This window comes from [Clostridium] symbiosum (genome assembly GCA_036419695.1).
Taxonomy (GTDB): Bacteria; Bacillota; Clostridia; order Lachnospirales; family Lachnospiraceae; genus Otoolea; species Otoolea symbiosa_A.
In genome coordinates this window covers 1872771-1888376 of the sequence record CP143946.1, presented here as the reverse complement: position 1 = coordinate 1888376, position 15606 = coordinate 1872771, and the positions used below count along the sequence as shown (strand labels likewise).

The window sequence follows — 15606 nt, the reverse complement described above, 5'->3', positions numbered from 1 at the left end:
CGGATGAGAAAGGGGGCGATCCTATTAATGCGGAACAGCAGTTGGAACAATGGATAAACCAATATCAGAATTTAATATATTCAATCTGCTATAAGTTCACAGGCAACTATTTTGATGCCGAGGATCTGGCCCAGGATACGTTTCTTTCCGCTTATAAAAGCATGGCCTTCTTCGATGGCAGCAACGAGCGGGCCTGGCTTTGCAAAATCGCCACCAACAAGAGCCTCGACTATCTGAAACGGGCAGGCAGAAAATCAGTACCTACTGAAGACGTCTATTTTACTGCCATCGCTGCGCCCGATTCTGTAGAAGAGAAATACCTGGAAAAGGAGGTACGACAGAAGCTCTATGAGTGCTGTCTCGCCCTCAAACCTCCTTACCGGGAGGTGGCCCTTGACTATTATTATCATGAGATGGAAATCAGTGAAATCGTAGCTAAGACAGGAAAAAACATAAAAACATTGCAGACCCAGATTTACAGGGCGAAGGGGATGCTGAAAAAACTCTATGGAAAGGAGGAACCGGCATATGGAAAAACAGCACATTGATCCGAAGCGGTTTAAGGATAACCTGACACAGGAAGAATGCGCCCACCTCGCATCGTGTCCGTTCTGCCGTGAACGGTTTGCAGATTATATCGGGACGCAGGAGCTTATCACCGCGCCCAGGCATTTAAAAGCCGATATTCTGGAACGGAGCCGGAATCTGGATGTACAGATTATCGCAGGCACGAACCATCTTTCCAAACGGCTGCAGTTGTTCTACTTCAGCCTTAAGGTCGGAGCCGCTGTCCTGTGCGCACTGACTATGCTGACAATCCTCCCCGGACTTTCCAGGGAAATAAGCGCAAGGCAGGATGCGGCGGCAAGACAAAGCCATACAAGGTCCGAAAGCCAGTGGTTCTACTACGACACAGTAAATTATTTAACGGAACAGCTGGGAAAGCTGTCCAATCTCAATATGGAGGTATTTAAGAATGACGAAAAAGAAAAGTAAATTATTGACCTTCTGCTGGTCCCTGATTCCCGGCGCCGGAGAAATGTATCTTGGATTCTTTAAACAGGGGATCAGCCTCATGGCAATCTTTGCAGCATTACTCGGGATATCCGGTTTTTTACAGCTCAGTTTCCTGACCTTTCTGTCACCGATTGTCTGGTTTTACAGTTTCTTCCACACAAACAACCTGAATTCATTAAGCGATGAGGAATTTTACAGTCTCGAGGATGACTTCATCATCCACTGGAATGATATCTCCCCCAATCAGGACACCGTTAAGAAACATTACAAACTGGTGGCAGGCTGCCTGATTTTCTTTGGAATCAGCATTCTGTGGAAGCTGTTTTCGAGGCTGATGTTCTGGTACATCATTCCGGCCCTCCATCTGACCGACGAGGCGTCGGAGCTGATCCGCTTTATTACCAATACCGTGCCACAGGGTGTTGTGGCAATCGCCATCATCATCGCAGGCCTCTATCTGATTAAAGGAAAACGCGACGAACTTAACAAGGATAACCCGGATATCCCGAGTCCTCCCTATCTGGAGCATAAAGGAAACTAAATAAAGAGATCTTAAAAACCGTGAGGCGGAACTGCCCCACGGTTTTTGCTGTCGTTTCTCCCAAACACCGGACAGGAGAAGTTTATCAGGCCTCCCAGGCACCGGATAAGAGAAGTTCATCAGCCCTCCCAGGCACCGGACAGAAGGAATGTTTCAAGCTCCTCCACACTTTCTGCCAGATACTTTGCTCCGGCTCCCGTTAGCTCCTCTGAGGAGCCGTAGCCGTACAGAACTCCAACGCAGTCAATTCCGTTCTCCGCCGCACCGATGACGTCGTGTTTCCTGTCTCCCACCATGAGCACGGGTGTTACGGCCGGATCGGCATTCAGGCGCTTTAATGTATACTCAATGACATCGCCCTTTTTCACCCGTGTTTCTTCCATATCGGCGCCTCCCACCAGTTTGAAAAAGGGAAGCAGGCCGAAATGTTCAAGAATCTGTTCCGCGAAAATCTCCGGCTTGGATGTGGCCACGGCCAGGGTGAAGCCTGCGCTATTCAGGTTTCCGAGCATCGTTTCCATGCCCGGGTACACTTTATTCTCAAACATGCCCTGCTTTGTAAAATATTCGTGGAATACAGGGATTGCCTCCCTGGCATCCTTTACGGTAAAACCGTAGAACTCCACAAAGCTATCCACCAAAGGAGGGCCGATAAAAGGACACAGGCTGTCTAAATCATTTTCCTCGATTCCGTATGCTTTCAGAGCATGCTGTACCGCTTTCGTAATCCCTTCTTTCGGATCCGTCAGCGTTCCGTCCAGATCAAACAGTATGATTTTTTCCATTTTTCTTTCCCTCCGCAAATACGGAAAGAAAGGCGGTACAGCCCTCGCCGTACCGTCTTTCCTTCATCACGATGCTTCCGCATCCTGTTATTTAAGTTTCTATCAGCCTAATTCATCAACTACTTTCTGAATGGCGGCAAGCGCGTCGTCAGGCAGCTTATCATAGCCCTCTTTCGCCGTTTCAAATGCCTTGATCTCATTGACACGGTCGTTCATACGTGCCTTTAACTGGCTGACATACTCCGGATCTTCCATGTTCGGGATGAATCCTTCCCAATCCAGAATTTCGATATCGGAGAATGGACCCCATTTGTGGAACTGAGCCTTCTTCTCAACGATTGCTTCGAGAATGCCGAGGGTATCGGCCGGTTTTACCTTCTTGCCCATGAAATCACCGGTATTAACAATGTAACAGTCTACATTCTTTTCTTCTACCAGTTTCTTGAACTTATCGTAGTCGTTGGACAGAGGATAAGTACGGAATGGGTTTGCATATGGCACTACTACCAGCTTGTTCGGATCTACGCCGGGAGCCAGACGCTCAGCGGAGGAACGTTTGGTAGCCAGTGTTGCTCCCATAACGGATGCCAGGGATGCGCCTTTCAGTTTCACTACCGGCGGGATGGTCGGGTCTTTCATGATCCAGAAGATGGCGTTGACAGGGGAATCAACCTTGTCTACGCGGTTCGGGGACCAGAGTTTGGACTTGATGGCACGTCCATTACCATTACGGATGTCTTCCGTCACTAACTGAATCTTTCCGTCCTCATCAAGAGTTGCGGAGCAGTTCTGTGCCGTCAGGAGGTACTTGTTGTCCTCACATCCGGTTGGGTAATCGGCTGTCTTATCAAAGTAGGTCGGCTCCAGGGCAACGGATGCGCAGGTATCTGTGTTGATAACGAACGCGTCGTCATGGAGAACCTTAATCTCGTATTTTCCGCCATGTTTTGCATGGGTCAGAGTGGATTTACCGGAACCTGACAGGCCGTAAACAGAAGCAACATACTTGCTGCCGTCTGCCAGTGTGTATTCTTTCTGGCCGCCGTGGCAGGATGCGTAACCGTTGCGGTTGGCAATTGCCCATGCCATTGTCAGAGTGCCCTTCTTATGCTCGCCGAAATATCTCATGCCAAGGATACATGCACAGTTTGTCTCTGTGTTGAAGTAGCACAGAGTTTTCTTCTGCGGATCGGACAGGCAGTCTAAGGATACGTTCGGACGATCGGAACCGTTCCACTGCGGATCGGAGAAAATATAGATATCGGCTTCCCTGCCGTCTCCAACCGGTTTGGAATTCTTGTACATTTTTACATATTCGTCGGACATATACTGGAAGTTGAGCATCCAGTTATACATGATGTTCTCTTCACCCTCAGGAATCAGCAGATGTGCCTTAACCATAAATTCAGGATCCAGGCCTACAAATACTTCTGCATGATACATTGTTTTCCAGCGGGACTCATAAATGGCGTCCATGGCTACGAGATCCAGGGCCGCACAGTCTACACCTGGCTCACCAGCGATACGGCGTGCTGTTGCATAACGTCCGGTAATGGCTCCATCGTTAAATAACAGTACTTTCGCATCCTTCTCCAGGCCGAACTCCTCACCCCTGTATACCGGCATATCGGTTACAATGGTTCCAGGAGAATTTTTTGCTAATTCATACGCTTCTTTCAAGGTGTTTACTTTCACCACATTATTTCCGTAGAAAGCTGCTTCAATGATGGATCTTGTCTTAGAAAAACCCGGCTTACCTGCGCCGATTTCACTAATTGGGTAGTACGCTTTTGTTGACATCTTAGTCCTCCTTTATACTGCACCTCAAATTTGCCTCAATTATCTCACTTTGTTAAACAAAAGTCAATGCCTGTCCTCATAAAATTATTATTAAGGTTATTATAAAACTTTTAGTAAAACGCTTTATTTTTCAAGGCCGATTTTATGTACATTGACCAGCCGTTTTTCTCCGGAGCCGTCATTAGTTACAAATTCTCAGCCTGTTTTCCGTGCCATACTGACACCGGATGATAAAGTTCGTCTTCTGCAGACACTCCGTTTCCCTCGGTGACGGGCTCCAGAGTCATTCCAAACCGCTCCGGTAGACAGGAACACTTTCCTGCGATATGAAAAGAGGCGCCGGAATCTCCCCTTCCCGGGCAGATTCAGCACCTCATTTGCAATGTAAATCCATTATTCTTTATTTAAAAAATTCATGCCTTCCATGCTGCATGACAAAGGACAGACGGCCGTCAAACCATTTTACATTGGATGATTCCGATCCGCCCCGGTTCATAAAGTACAATGCTCCCTGGGAGTAATCTTCTCCTGCCAGCGCGCGATCCACGCAGTCTATCGTCTGCTGGGTCACCTTGCAGGTGTTTATGCTTCCGTCCATTACCGGCGAAAACTGGGATTTCTCATACACTACATCAGTTACATTGTTTGGAAACTCCCCGCTTTTAACCCGGTTTATGATGACATTGGCTACCAGAATTTTACCCTTCTCATCACAGATTCCCGCCTCTGCCTGTACGATTCTCTGCAAAACTCTGTAATCATCGTCCGAATACCTGATTACAGCCTGTTCGCGTTTTAACCGTGCGCGCTCGGCCCGTTCTTTTTCCGCTGCTTCTTCCGCGGCCTGCTGCGTCTGCATCAGGACTTCCCTTTCAATCTCCTCGATCTCCAGTGCGGATTTGGCCAGTTCATCCTGTATGTTTTTTTCCAGCAGACTTCCTATAAGCCGCTGACCCTGTTCTTTTGAAGCGGTAAGCAGAACTTCCATGTCAGTTCCAAAGCTTGTACTTTCTTCCCCCGACTGCATCATATCCGGCAGTTTTTCCTCATCCTCACTATTCTCGTGATAGGCTGCGGCCGCAGTCTTTCCTGCGCCTGCAAAACTGCTCGAACTAAAAGATACCACCGTCACAACTGTCAGTCCTGTTACCAGCACTGCGGCTGTACGGTACATTTTTTTTGTCACACTAACAACCAACGACTTGACAAAATGATAAGCAGTCTGAAGAAATGAGTAAATGTTTGGCATACACTCTCCTCTTTCTTTTAGGCTCTTTTTTGTTCTGCAATGGTTTCAGGGGTACCCTTCCCCACTGCCTGTTTCAAGTGACGGTGGTAATTATATGGGAGTTTCGTAAAAACTGTCAATAACTTTTTAACATTTTTGTGACATCATACAGTACCGCTTAACTTTTCGTTAACACTTATGTCAAATCTACACAATGTTTTCACCGTTTTTTACCATAAAATTTATATATTTTGGCAAAAGCTTTTTTCATAAGCTATAACAGTTATGGCAATTTCTTCCATAAGAAAAAAGTGTCGTTTTATGTCTATTGATTTTTATGTTAACTATTTTCAGACTTTTTGCCTTCCAATCACCGTGATTTTTTGTACTTTCCGTCAGATTAGCAAAGCAAAACCGACGATAATCCGGTCATAAAGCTGGACTGTTTCTTCTATGTGCCTGCTCCGATACTCAATCTGCGTCCCGCTCCCCCTTGCTTATAAAACTGCCGAAGTAACTATGCCTATGACAAACAAAGGTAAAGAGAATACAAGAACGGCCGGAACGGTTGAATCCCATATATGATCGTGCTGTCCATCCGGATTTAATCCTGATGTTGGCCCCAATGTCCCGTCAGATGCCGGTGAACATACGTCGCCTACAGCTGCCGCCACCCCGATCAGGCTCGCCGTGCCCAGAGCAGAATAACCAAGTGTTATGCACATTGGTACATAGATGGCCGAGAGAATAGGCACTGTTCCGAAGCAGGTCCCTGTTCCCATAACGATGGTAAAGCCAATCAATATCAGGACAGTGGATGAAACAAATTTTGATGCAGACAGTACTTCCGCAGAAACCGCTACCAGATTTTCAATTCCGTGCGTGGCCACGATCACCTCAGAAAAGCCGCTGGCCGCCAACATAATAAAAGATATCCAGCCAATCATGGCAATTCCGCTGTTAATAATTTCATCGAGCTCCGAGTATTTAAAACAGCCTGTAACCGCCATAATCAGTAAGCCTACAAGGCCGCCTATTACGAGGGAATTGAATATCAACTGAACAATAAAGGTGGATAAAGCCGCAAGGATTGCTCCGATATGCCGTCTGTTCAAAACAATTTTTCCCTCTATCTTGTTTCCTGCATCTGTCCCCGCTATTATGATATCTTTATACTCCCTGGGTTTTCTGTACAGCACCAGGACAGCAAACAAAAGGCCCAGCAGCATTCCAATACCGGCAGGAAATACCATCGCTTTCCAAATCTCCATTGTCTCCATCGGCATTCCATATTTCGTCATATTACCGGCAATCAGATGATGAAAAATCAATCCATACCCCACAGGGATAAACAGATATGGCGCCCTGTTCCCCCAGCAAAGTGCACACGCAACCGCACGCCTGTCAATTTTCATCCGATTCATCATGTAGATCAGCGGCGGAATCAAAATTGGCATAAATGCAATATTCACAGGGATTATTGTACCGGACAAACTGGAAATTCCTGCAATAACAGCGAGAAACAGGAGCTTTTTCCCTTCAAATATACGTTGCATCCCTTCAGATAAAATAGACATTAACCCCGTTTTTGCAATTCCAACCGCGATAGCCCCCAAAAGAATATATGACAATGCTGTCTCTGAGTTCCCGGCCATTCCATTCATAAATATAGTCATAGTTTGGTCAATCGGAATCCCGGCGGCAATCCCTCCCGCCATGGACGAAATGATAAGGACTAATAGAACATTCAGCTTTAACAGACAAAGCACACACATCAGTATGACAGAAATAACGACTGGATTTCTGATAATATCTAACATTTGTTCTCCTCCAAATAACCAGGCCGCATAAGCGCCTGCCCCACAAGTTTAAATTATATCGCCTCGACTTTTATTACCCCATTTTCCGAGTCGAGAGTTACAAGTTCCCCGTTTTTAATCTCATTGAAAAATTCCGGATCCACTTTATGCACCATCGGAATCTCCATTGCTACCGCTGCCGTCACAAGCACCGTGTCGGCCGTCTCAACAATCAATCCGGCAGGATGTTTCCCCTTCATCAGCAATTTGTACAGACCGTCCGCCTGTACGACGGAACTGCCTTTTCCCGACGGCATAATCAGTATTTTACCCGCCACATTTTTCCCGTTTATGTCATGATTCCGTTCAATCAGTTCCCCGGTCTCCGGGACCACAAGATAAAAACAGACTGCATCCTTGGAGACCAGTGCCTCTGCCTTGGCCGTTCCTTTTGCAATTTTTGAGCAGTTATATGTACGTTCCATTATTTAACCACCTTTCCTGAAATGGCCGCCTCTACTGCCTCCTCGAGCGGACGGATTAAGAATTTAATTCCACGAATTTCATTATAGTAAGCGCATTTTGGAGAGTCTGTCACTCCTACCAACCCGTAATAAGGTTTCCAGCATGGAGGCACATCGATGCAGGTGTCGGCTACAATATGGCCGCCGGCTCTCTGGATGATGCTCAGATATCCCATTCTATCTGCCAGCTCTCTTGTAAGGGAACTTGTCAACAGCCACGTATCTACTTTGAATTTCCGTCCCTCACAGACCTTAGCAATGATCCCAACCTGTCGGATTGTGATGTGGGGACATCCGAACATCGCAAAATCAATTGTTCCCGGTTCATTACAAAGCCGTGCTCTCGTATCCTGCAAATCTTTATCCGTAATCACGATTTCCTGTTTAATCTTTTTATTGCCGATGGCTGCTTCCACAGTGGGAGCCTCCGGTGTGATTCCTGCAATGTGATACATAGATACACAGCCCGATGTATTGAGTTGAGCGCCGAAATTCATGAAGCCTTCCGGCGTCGGCCTTTCTTTAATCCCTTTAAAGACAGGGACCTCAAGTCCTTTATATTTTTCCGGATAGCACCAGCCGAGAATCTGATAATCAAAATCCGTTTTAACATCCGCCTGGACGTCAACCAGAATTTCTGCCTTCCTATTCTCATCAAAGAGCAGCCCGTACTCTGGAACCATTCCTGTTATCGCTGCACAGAGGGCACTGTTTGCCCCTTCCCGATTGGTCCTTGCACCTATGACAGAATTGACATACGGTGTTGCGCTGGATTCCGAGAATGCAATCACCTCTCCGTAGGCCGGAACATTCTGCTGAAGATACGGCGTACAATCAAAAGTAAGCTGCGCTCCCAGCTTCCTGTATGCCTCATTTGTGGCAAATACGATATTCTTCCCCTCATCCGGGACCTGATGAAGATGTTCATCCAGATATTTGATGCAAATGCTCGGATTGATTGTTGGCGGAATCTTGCACTTCGCTCCTTTTGAAAGCAGCTTTTCCGCAAACCACAGGTCTGCATCCTGTGCGCTGAGTGCCACATGGGTTCTGGTCACAGGAACCATCCTCGGCGCATCGAATGTCTCGCCTATCGCCACCTGAATCTCCATCGCCATGGATGCGCCTTCCCCATACTTACCACTCAGCACATCCTGTTCATAATTTGAGAGTTTCATTTTCTTCCTCCTTTTTTCAAATTGGACTATTCCAAAATGTATTGATTTAAAATCAAAAGAAGAGCAATTCCCTTTATTTTCTCTTGATTTATCATAAATAATATACCTATTTTATTTTCCAGTCAATAAAATTCAGATAAATAGCGATATCTTAACGTTTCTTTCACATTATTGGAATAGTCCAATTTGCTAAAGCATACTCTGTGAATCGTTCACCTCAATCCAAACAGCCGCCGCCATACCGTTCACCGTTCCATTCTTTAATAGTGGTTTGGACACCTCCATGACCCGTCTCCGCCTCTCACCCAAGAAACTCCAACACATTCGCCAGGATGAAACCCATAAAAAAAGAGAAAACATCTCTGTTTTCTCCGGCAATAATTTCGATTATTCTATACTTCTGCTTCTATCCCCCTGATTCTATGCTTCTGATCGTATATCTCTGGTTCTGTCTCTTCACTCTTATCATCCTGTCCTATGGCAGAATCCCTATCCAGTGCTTATGCTTCAAGTATTTCCCCGGCATCTTCATCTTCCCTTCCGTCATCTATCCCATACCACAAGTTTTCGCTTAATCCCTCTCCTTTAACCTTCTTTCCATTGACATGCAGTTCAAATTTGCAGCATCCGCCAAAGGGAGCCGCCTAACTCCGCCCACTCTGCTGTTCCATTCATTGTGTTTTTTGTGCTCTCCATCAGATGAGCGGAGCAAAACCGGCTTCAATATAGCCTGCGAGATCCTCCGGATTTACTGATACCTGGACTCCGCGCATTCCAGCGCTGACGGTGATCCGATCGTAAAGCTGGGCTGTTTCTTCTATATAAGTAGGGAACCGTTTTTTCATCCCGACCGGGGAACAGCCGCCGCGGATATATCCGGTCAGAGGCAGTAACTCTTTCATGGGGATCATCTCCACTTTCTTGTCTCCGGCTGCCCTGGCCACCTTCTTTAAATCCAGTTCTTCATCGACCGGGATACAGCAGACCAGATACCCCTTCTTCTCTCCCTTCAGCACCAGAGTCTTATACATGCTGTCATGATCCACGCCCATTTTGTCGGCCGCATGGCTGCCTGATAAATCATTCTCATCCACTTCGTATTCACCCGGTTCGTATTCAATTCCGGCCGCGTCCAGAAGGCGCATTACGTTTGTTTTTGTCATAATTATGTCACTTCCTGCCTGTTCTCGTAGTCTGTACCATTTATTTCCTTTTGTTCGATATATTAGCATAGCTTCAGGGGATAGTAAAGGGGGGAACCGGTAGTCAATTCCCCTCTTGTGAAACCAAAGTACCATATTGTTTCTTATGTATATCTTTACACTTGTACATCTGTGAATCTGCCTGATTCAGGATTTCTTCCAGCGTCAGCGTGTTTTCCTTTCCTTTTATTTCTACAACACCGTAACTGAAGCTGACTGGATATTCTTTCTTATTATGCTCCATAAACCGGTTCACAATCTCCGGCATTTTACAAAGCATAGCCTCCCCGCAGTTTCCCTGCATGACTATGCAAAACTCATCGCCTCCAACTCTTGCAAAGACATCGGTTCCCCGGAATGATTCCTGAATAAGGGATACAAATGCATTAATATAGGAATCTCCCTCATTATGTCCATACCGATCATTCACATATTTCAGCCCGTCCATATCCAGGTAGCATAGAGTGATATCGGCTTTCTCATTCAAAAGCATTTTCATCTGCTCCTCAAAGAACAGACGGTTATGTATACCGGTTCCTGGGTCAAAATATGCTTTGCTCTCAAGATTCGTAGCAGTACGTTTGTCATCTGTGATGTCCTCTACAATATGGACATAAGAATTGTGTCCCCTCCATTCCATCTGAAATGAGGTAACCCGGTAGAATTTCTGGTTGTCGTCTACCGTCTCCCAAACCTTATATTGTTCGTTTCCGCGCCAGTTGATAATTTTATCGTGGAAATCAAGCTTGAATCTGCACATTTCGCAAGATGTGGAATAGGTCTGCTTCTCGTCCTCCCACTTATTGCAGAATATGATTTCTTTCGTCTCCACATCCACGGCTATAATCCATTCTTTCCTTTTGCGCGTCATCTCCGTCAACAGTTCGTTATATCCCTCTATCACTTCTGCGCGCTGCCTTACCTTTTCGGTTTCTTCTTTTAAAAGCCTCTCCCTCTCTTTTAGCTGTGACGTCATCGTGTTAAATGCTTCTGAAAATTCTCCCAGATAAGAAACATGCTGGGAATAGTCTCCCGCCGCTACCTGTTTGGCCTGCCATGTAAGATGGTTGAGATGGGCATGCAGATTTTTCAGGTTGACACACAGGAAATTTTCTCTGGACGGATATTCCCCAGAAAGATTCCCTTTCGAAAGTTCTGCCGAATATTCAAGCATTTCTTCTACTGCCTGTTGAAGATATTCGAGTCCTAATCCCAATTTTTTATAGGGCTCATCCAGATCATCCAAATCCGGCTTTTCAATCTTCCGGTCATACAGAATGCTCCGCAGATACTCAAATAACAATTCGCAGTTTTCTCTCTCCATATTCCTTCTCCGTTAATCCCTGGGTTCTGCATGGAACCTGCATACCCGATCACCGGTCGCCCAGCAGTCAATCTCAACGGCTGAATATTTTTTTCCCGTATAGGTTGACAAAATCCCTGCTATGAATCCTTCGTCATAATTACAAACTGTCTCACCAAGCAGCGGCAATCCCGAACAATCCGCATCCTCCGCGACCGTAAGCACGGCATCCCCTGTTTCTTCATCAAATTTCTCTATCCGCAGTACCCCTATCTTCATCTCGGCCATACGCAGCTGAACAGAAGATATAAACTGATTAAAAGGGAGCGACGTATCCAGAAAATTATGAGCAAAAAAAACACCAGCGCGAAAGCCGGCTCCTCTGAAAACCTTGATCTCCTCTTCCCTGCCATACCGCTCCGACAGTTCCTCCCTGAGAGAGTATTCTAAAAGACGGTATACAGTAATCGGAAGCTCTTCCCCCAGATTGCCACGCCCTTCCTGATTGAAATTCATATAATCTGCCAAGGTAAATTTCTTCCTGTCTTCTAGAAATATATTTTCTACCATTATGCAGTCCTCCTTAAACGCACAGATATTCATATACTGCTTATTTTAATCTGTATTTCAATAAACTGCAAGAGTAAAGATTTGACTTTCAAATGGAATTACATTGACACTCACATACCATTCTATCTGCTTTTGTTCCTCAAAGTATATTGAAGAACAGGCAGTTCTTATGTCCGAATCTGATAACGCAATTATCCCGCAGCCTCCTCCAATAATATGGCATGACGACGCAGACGTTCCTTTTCCGGCCGGCTTATCCGAATCTTTACAGTCCCGGATTGCGACGGATTTTGCAGATGCCCCGTCAGGTTCCACGTTGTATTTCAACATACAATAATTGTCAGGATAAATAAAACCGCCCCTCTTTTCCATCTGTTCCCTTTTAAGAGAAGCTCTTTCGCAGGACAGTACATGAAGTCGAAGGGGCTCATGGGTAATCGGATGGGTAAATTCCACATCAAAAGGAGCGCAGCCCACAGCCGAAATGAAACGGCAGCCGCACGGGACCATGTCTGCATAAGCCGTTACGGTCAGATGGAGCATTCTTATCTCTTCCGCGCCTTCAGGCCACCGGAAACGCGCCCGGTAAAACGACCAGGCCGAGTCCCGGTCCAGTTCGTACGCTTCCAGCAGTTCCCCGGCATCCTCATCTTCCCTTCCGTCATCCGTCCCATACCACGAGGTTCCGCTCCATCCCTCGCCTTTCATCTTATTTCCATTGACATGAAGATCGAATTTGCAGTGCCCGCCGAAGGGATCGGCCGCCCTCCGCTCATTTCGCTGTTCCACCGTAAGGCCAATACGTCCCATACGCGGCCATTTTTCAAAGAATTCTTTTACTTCTGCGATTGGAATCCGCCTGCAAATGTCGACGGAAATCCCCTCCTCAAAGCAGTAGGCTGCCGGTACCAGCCATTCATAGCCGTTGCAGCGGAACACGCTTTTTATGTCCAGTAGTCTGCCCTCCTGCATGTTTTTATCTCCTTCTCCAAAATCACTTGTAAAATAAACTTTCATCTGCTGCCCCCCTTCTATCTTCATTTCCAAAGTTATTGTTCACGCCGCATTGCGCTGTGAACAATAACACACTTCGCGGAATACTGCCTTTGAACAGTAACTTTCCAAACTTTCTCTGACATGCCGTTTCGATTAAATCAGTTGGTACTCCTGCGGATTATGGCGTACCGTCTTAAGGATGATATACCAGTCTGTCTGCTCCCTCTTTTCAAAGTGCACCGAGGAACGGGCTCTTTTACGGCTGTAAGCGGCCGGCGTATCTCCCTCATCCGCGCCGAAGATCATTCCGATGGCCGACGGGCCGTCTAAAGACTCTTTATCTCTGCGTTTTACCGGATCATCTTCGGATGCGTCTCTCACCACAATTTTTCCATCCAGCGGCTTATCCTCCTCCACTTCATACTCCATCACGCAGTAATTTCCCGGAAACGTAACTTTGCCTATCCCCGGCATCTCATGCTCCAGGGATTCTTCCGGCAGAGCCTCTCCTGCACAGGAAAACACAGAAAGACGATATTCCTCCCCTGTAATGGGATGGCGAAAGGGAACTTTGAACGGCCCGCAGCCTGCGGATGTTGTAAAATGGCAGCCACAGGGTATTTCCTCATCCTCCGGTTTAAACAAAAGAGACAGGGAACGGATCTCTTCCCGCCCTTCTGCGCCCCAGCGGTAATACGCACGGTGAATATACCAGGCAGAATTCCGGTCGAGACCATATGCTTCCATCGCCTCTCCTGTCACATCGCTGCCTGCTTCTTCCCCGAACCCCTGCCAGCCGCCGCCACAGCTCCTGTCTCCGGCCATCATCCTGCCGTTCACCCTGGGCTTAAAAGAAACTTCAAAGTTCCATGGGCTTTCATACTCTATCAGATCACGCTGCTCTGCGGTAAGCTCCTCTTCATCTGCTCCGGCCCACTTTCTGTAAAATGCTTTCACATTCTCCACCGGAATTTTACGGCAGATATCAAGAACCAGTCCCTGATCGCAGCAATAAACTGCGGGAACCAGCCATTCATATCCCCCGTATTCAAACGACCGGCCCAGAATTACCTGCGTACCGGCCTTCTCCCGGTTCCCACGTCCCCGGAAATTTCCTGAATAGTATACTTTCATAAATGCTGCCCCTGTTTTTCTAAATTGATACGGGTATCCTGAAAGCAATATACACACTTTTAGGATACCCGTCCTGCCAAAACGCCGTCCCCGCCGTAAATGAGGCGTAGAAACGGTTAAATGATCAATAAGTTAAGCCGTTGCGCCCGCATTCCCGATCCTCTGCAGCAGGCTGTGAGCCCATTCATAATCTTTCTTATGCACGTAGAATGTGTAAGAGCACGCCTCCCTGGCCAACAGTCCCGCCGTCAAAGGCCTCATACCAAAGCTTCCAAGCGGACCTCCCCGGCTGCCCACTTTAAACGTGTAATTAATCCCTGCGGCGGCAAGCGCATCCCTGACCTCGGCCTGCTTTTTCATATTCTGTGTTACATATACCTCCCTTCTGTTAAATATTGAAAGCATCTACCTCCCTCCTCCCTTTCTTTCTCTGATAATAAAATACGCTGCGGTAATAATAACCATTAATACGGTTACAAAATAAACAGAGGTAAAATCACCCGTCTTACAAGCTACATAGATAGCCGTCGGACCGTCCGCCCCTCCTATAATTGAAATCGCTCCCTGGGCCTGTTTATCCATATACAGGCTCACACAGCTTAAAAGTATTCCTCCTGCCGTCAAAACGGAAAGAATCAGCCCGATTACTTTTCCTTTCATCCATCCTGCCCCTTTCTATTGTCTGTTAAATCCCAGATACCTGGTTCCCTGGAATGTCAATTGCCCTGTATCTCCTTCTGCAAGCATCCCATAATCACTGCCGCCAATCCGCAGCTCCATCCTGTCGCCGCTCTCCACCTCAAATGTCGCAAAGTAGCTGGTGGAGGACGTGGTATGTGTACCGTGGGCGCCCGTGGCATCCCCGGCATTGCAGTGGGTGTGATGGCTGACGTTCATACGCTTGGCCACGATCCTGGCTTCCACCGTCAGCCTGGGCGACTGGTTATTGCGGTTCCATTCGCCGATGCCTCTTATAAACACCATAACAAACATTCCTATCACTATAAAGAATACCAGGAAAAACAGGATGTCAAAGCCTCCGCCGAAAAAAAACGAATCAAAAAACATCTTTTTCTCCTCCCTTATCTGAGTACAGTATAGATCATTTATGATGAGGATGTTTTACTTTTTTCTGTCAATTTCTGTAAATATGGATTTAGTTGGGGAATGAGAACGCCGCCGGTAACGGTCGGGGTTCGGGATGGTGAGGGGAGGGGGATGAGTCTTCAGTCCCGGTTTGCAGGTTGTCGCGGGTGGGGAATACGGGCAGAAAAAGTTCCTGCGGGAAACGCTTGCGCTCTTTGGAGTACATAACGGACACTAACCTCGTGAAATACCTCGGTAAGTGCCGATGGACTCCCAGGTTCCCTCCGGAATCTTTTTCTCCCTTCTTCCCCACAGGAAGATTATGGCCCGGGACTGAAGACGCGAAGGTTTTCGCCATCCCGTACCCCGGCCTGCGGCCGCTGAATTGTTCTTATTCCTTCAAAGGGGGGAGGTATTGTCGCTACCACTACATTTCCTCGTAT

The 15606-nt window shown here is 46.9% G+C and carries 17 protein-coding genes; 3 read left to right on the top strand and 14 right to left on the bottom strand.

The genetic code is table 11. The features are described from left to right. Positions 1–41: 41 nt before the first annotated feature. The 3 genes from V3C10_08720 to V3C10_08710 are packed head-to-tail and all read left to right on the top strand — an operon-like array spanning position 42 to position 1558. A complete protein-coding gene (locus tag V3C10_08720) occupies positions 42–548 on the top strand; it encodes an RNA polymerase sigma factor (protein ID WVP63869.1) in 507 nt (168 codons plus the stop codon). Further along, positions 529–996 carry a hypothetical protein gene (locus tag V3C10_08715; protein WVP63868.1) on the top strand — a complete coding sequence of 156 codons (468 nt, stop codon included), beginning with the start codon at positions 529–531 and terminating at the stop codon, positions 994–996. Before V3C10_08720 ends, V3C10_08715 begins: the two co-directional genes overlap by 20 nt. After that, the gene (locus V3C10_08710) at positions 977–1558 is read left to right on the top strand and encodes a hypothetical protein (GenBank protein ID WVP63867.1); all 582 of its coding nucleotides are present in this window, start codon (positions 977–979) and stop codon (positions 1556–1558) included. The genes V3C10_08715 and V3C10_08710 overlap by 20 nt, the downstream gene beginning before the upstream one ends. 119 nt (positions 1559–1677) lie before the next feature. On the opposite strand, the gene V3C10_08705 is transcribed toward V3C10_08710, so the two are convergent. The 14 genes from V3C10_08705 to V3C10_08640 all read right to left on the bottom strand — a co-directional run bounded on the left by V3C10_08705 (position 1678) and on the right by V3C10_08640 (position 15145). Next, positions 1678–2343 (bottom strand): HAD family hydrolase, encoded by a 666-nt coding sequence (locus V3C10_08705; protein ID WVP63866.1) that lies wholly within the window; start codon positions 2341–2343, stop codon positions 1678–1680. A gap of 102 nt (positions 2344–2445) precedes the next feature. Further along, on the bottom strand, positions 2446–4143 hold the full coding sequence (locus V3C10_08700) for a phosphoenolpyruvate carboxykinase (ATP) (protein WVP63865.1): 1698 nt from the start codon (positions 4141–4143) through the stop codon (positions 2446–2448). A 400-nt stretch (positions 4144–4543) separates the two neighbouring features. Continuing rightward, positions 4544–5392 (bottom strand): cell wall hydrolase, encoded by an 849-nt coding sequence (locus tag V3C10_08695; GenBank protein WVP63864.1) that lies wholly within the window; start codon positions 5390–5392, stop codon positions 4544–4546. Between the two features lie 476 nt (positions 5393–5868). Then, positions 5869–7191 (bottom strand): Na+/H+ antiporter NhaC family protein, encoded by a 1323-nt coding sequence (locus V3C10_08690; protein WVP63863.1) that lies wholly within the window; start codon positions 7189–7191, stop codon positions 5869–5871. 53 nt (positions 7192–7244) lie between these two features. Beyond that, entirely contained in the window at positions 7245–7655 is a 411-nt protein-coding gene (locus V3C10_08685; protein ID WVP63862.1) for a DUF126 domain-containing protein, read from the bottom strand. Further along, a complete protein-coding gene (locus V3C10_08680) occupies positions 7655–8872 on the bottom strand; it encodes an aconitase X catalytic domain-containing protein (GenBank protein ID WVP63861.1) in 1218 nt (405 codons plus the stop codon). Before V3C10_08680 ends, V3C10_08685 begins: the two co-directional genes overlap by 1 nt. 695 nt (positions 8873–9567) lie before the next feature. Beyond that, positions 9568–10035, bottom strand: coding sequence for a Cys-tRNA(Pro) deacylase (gene ybaK, locus V3C10_08675; protein WVP63860.1), 468 nt, complete (start codon positions 10033–10035; stop codon positions 9568–9570). Positions 10036–10138: 103 nt separating this feature from the next. Beyond that, positions 10139–11398 carry a diguanylate cyclase gene (locus tag V3C10_08670; protein ID WVP63859.1) on the bottom strand — a complete coding sequence of 420 codons (1260 nt, stop codon included), beginning with the start codon at positions 11396–11398 and terminating at the stop codon, positions 10139–10141. Between the two features lie 12 nt (positions 11399–11410). Next, a complete protein-coding gene (locus V3C10_08665; GenBank protein WVP63858.1) occupies positions 11411–11947 on the bottom strand; it encodes a V4R domain-containing protein in 537 nt (178 codons plus the stop codon). Between the two features lie 57 nt (positions 11948–12004). After that, positions 12005–12964, bottom strand: a complete 960-nt coding sequence (locus V3C10_08660; protein ID WVP63857.1) for a hypothetical protein — start codon at positions 12962–12964, stop codon at positions 12005–12007. Positions 12965–13096: 132 nt separating this feature from the next. Further along, positions 13097–14077 (bottom strand): hypothetical protein, encoded by a 981-nt coding sequence (locus tag V3C10_08655; protein ID WVP63856.1) that lies wholly within the window; start codon positions 14075–14077, stop codon positions 13097–13099. 132 nt (positions 14078–14209) lie between these two features. Next, positions 14210–14482: a hypothetical protein gene (locus V3C10_08650; GenBank protein ID WVP63855.1), complete on the bottom strand. Its 273-nt coding sequence runs from the start codon at positions 14480–14482 to the stop codon at positions 14210–14212. Beyond that, complete coding sequence (locus V3C10_08645; GenBank protein WVP63854.1) at positions 14483–14737, bottom strand: sodium ion-translocating decarboxylase subunit beta; 255 nt, start codon at positions 14735–14737, stop codon at positions 14483–14485. 15 nt (positions 14738–14752) lie between these two features. After that, positions 14753–15145, bottom strand: coding sequence for a DUF2500 domain-containing protein (locus V3C10_08640; protein WVP63853.1), 393 nt, complete (start codon positions 15143–15145; stop codon positions 14753–14755). Positions 15146–15606 lie beyond the last annotated feature (461 nt).

Excerpts from the sequence above, each read along its gene's own strand:
- V3C10_08715 (WVP63868.1), top strand. The coding sequence starts at position 529 with ATGGAAAAACAGCACATTGATCCGAAGCGGTTTAAGGATAACCTGACA.
- V3C10_08710 (WVP63867.1), top strand. The coding sequence starts at position 977 with ATGACGAAAAAGAAAAGTAAATTATTGACCTTCTGCTGGTCCCTGATT.
- V3C10_08685 (WVP63862.1), bottom strand. The coding sequence starts at position 7,655 with ATGGAACGTACATATAACTGCTCAAAAATTGCAAAAGGAACGGCCAAG.
- V3C10_08690 (WVP63863.1), bottom strand. The coding sequence starts at position 7,191 with ATGTTAGATATTATCAGAAATCCAGTCGTTATTTCTGTCATACTGATG.
- V3C10_08640 (WVP63853.1), bottom strand. The coding sequence starts at position 15,145 with ATGTTTTTTGATTCGTTTTTTTTCGGCGGAGGCTTTGACATCCTGTTT.
- V3C10_08655 (WVP63856.1), bottom strand. The coding sequence starts at position 14,077 with ATGAAAGTATACTATTCAGGAAATTTCCGGGGACGTGGGAACCGGGAG.
- V3C10_08695 (WVP63864.1), bottom strand. The coding sequence starts at position 5,392 with ATGCCAAACATTTACTCATTTCTTCAGACTGCTTATCATTTTGTCAAG.
- V3C10_08660 (WVP63857.1), bottom strand. The coding sequence starts at position 12,964 with ATGAAAGTTTATTTTACAAGTGATTTTGGAGAAGGAGATAAAAACATG.
- V3C10_08680 (WVP63861.1), bottom strand. The coding sequence starts at position 8,872 with ATGAAACTCTCAAATTATGAACAGGATGTGCTGAGTGGTAAGTATGGG.
- V3C10_08705 (WVP63866.1), bottom strand. The coding sequence starts at position 2,343 with ATGGAAAAAATCATACTGTTTGATCTGGACGGAACGCTGACGGATCCG.
- V3C10_08665 (WVP63858.1), bottom strand. The coding sequence starts at position 11,947 with ATGGTAGAAAATATATTTCTAGAAGACAGGAAGAAATTTACCTTGGCA.
- V3C10_08700 (WVP63865.1), bottom strand. The coding sequence starts at position 4,143 with ATGTCAACAAAAGCGTACTACCCAATTAGTGAAATCGGCGCAGGTAAG.
- ybaK (WVP63860.1), bottom strand. The coding sequence starts at position 10,035 with ATGACAAAAACAAACGTAATGCGCCTTCTGGACGCGGCCGGAATTGAA.
- V3C10_08650 (WVP63855.1), bottom strand. The coding sequence starts at position 14,482 with ATGCTTTCAATATTTAACAGAAGGGAGGTATATGTAACACAGAATATG.
- V3C10_08670 (WVP63859.1), bottom strand. The coding sequence starts at position 11,398 with ATGGAGAGAGAAAACTGCGAATTGTTATTTGAGTATCTGCGGAGCATT.
- V3C10_08645 (WVP63854.1), bottom strand. The coding sequence starts at position 14,737 with ATGAAAGGAAAAGTAATCGGGCTGATTCTTTCCGTTTTGACGGCAGGA.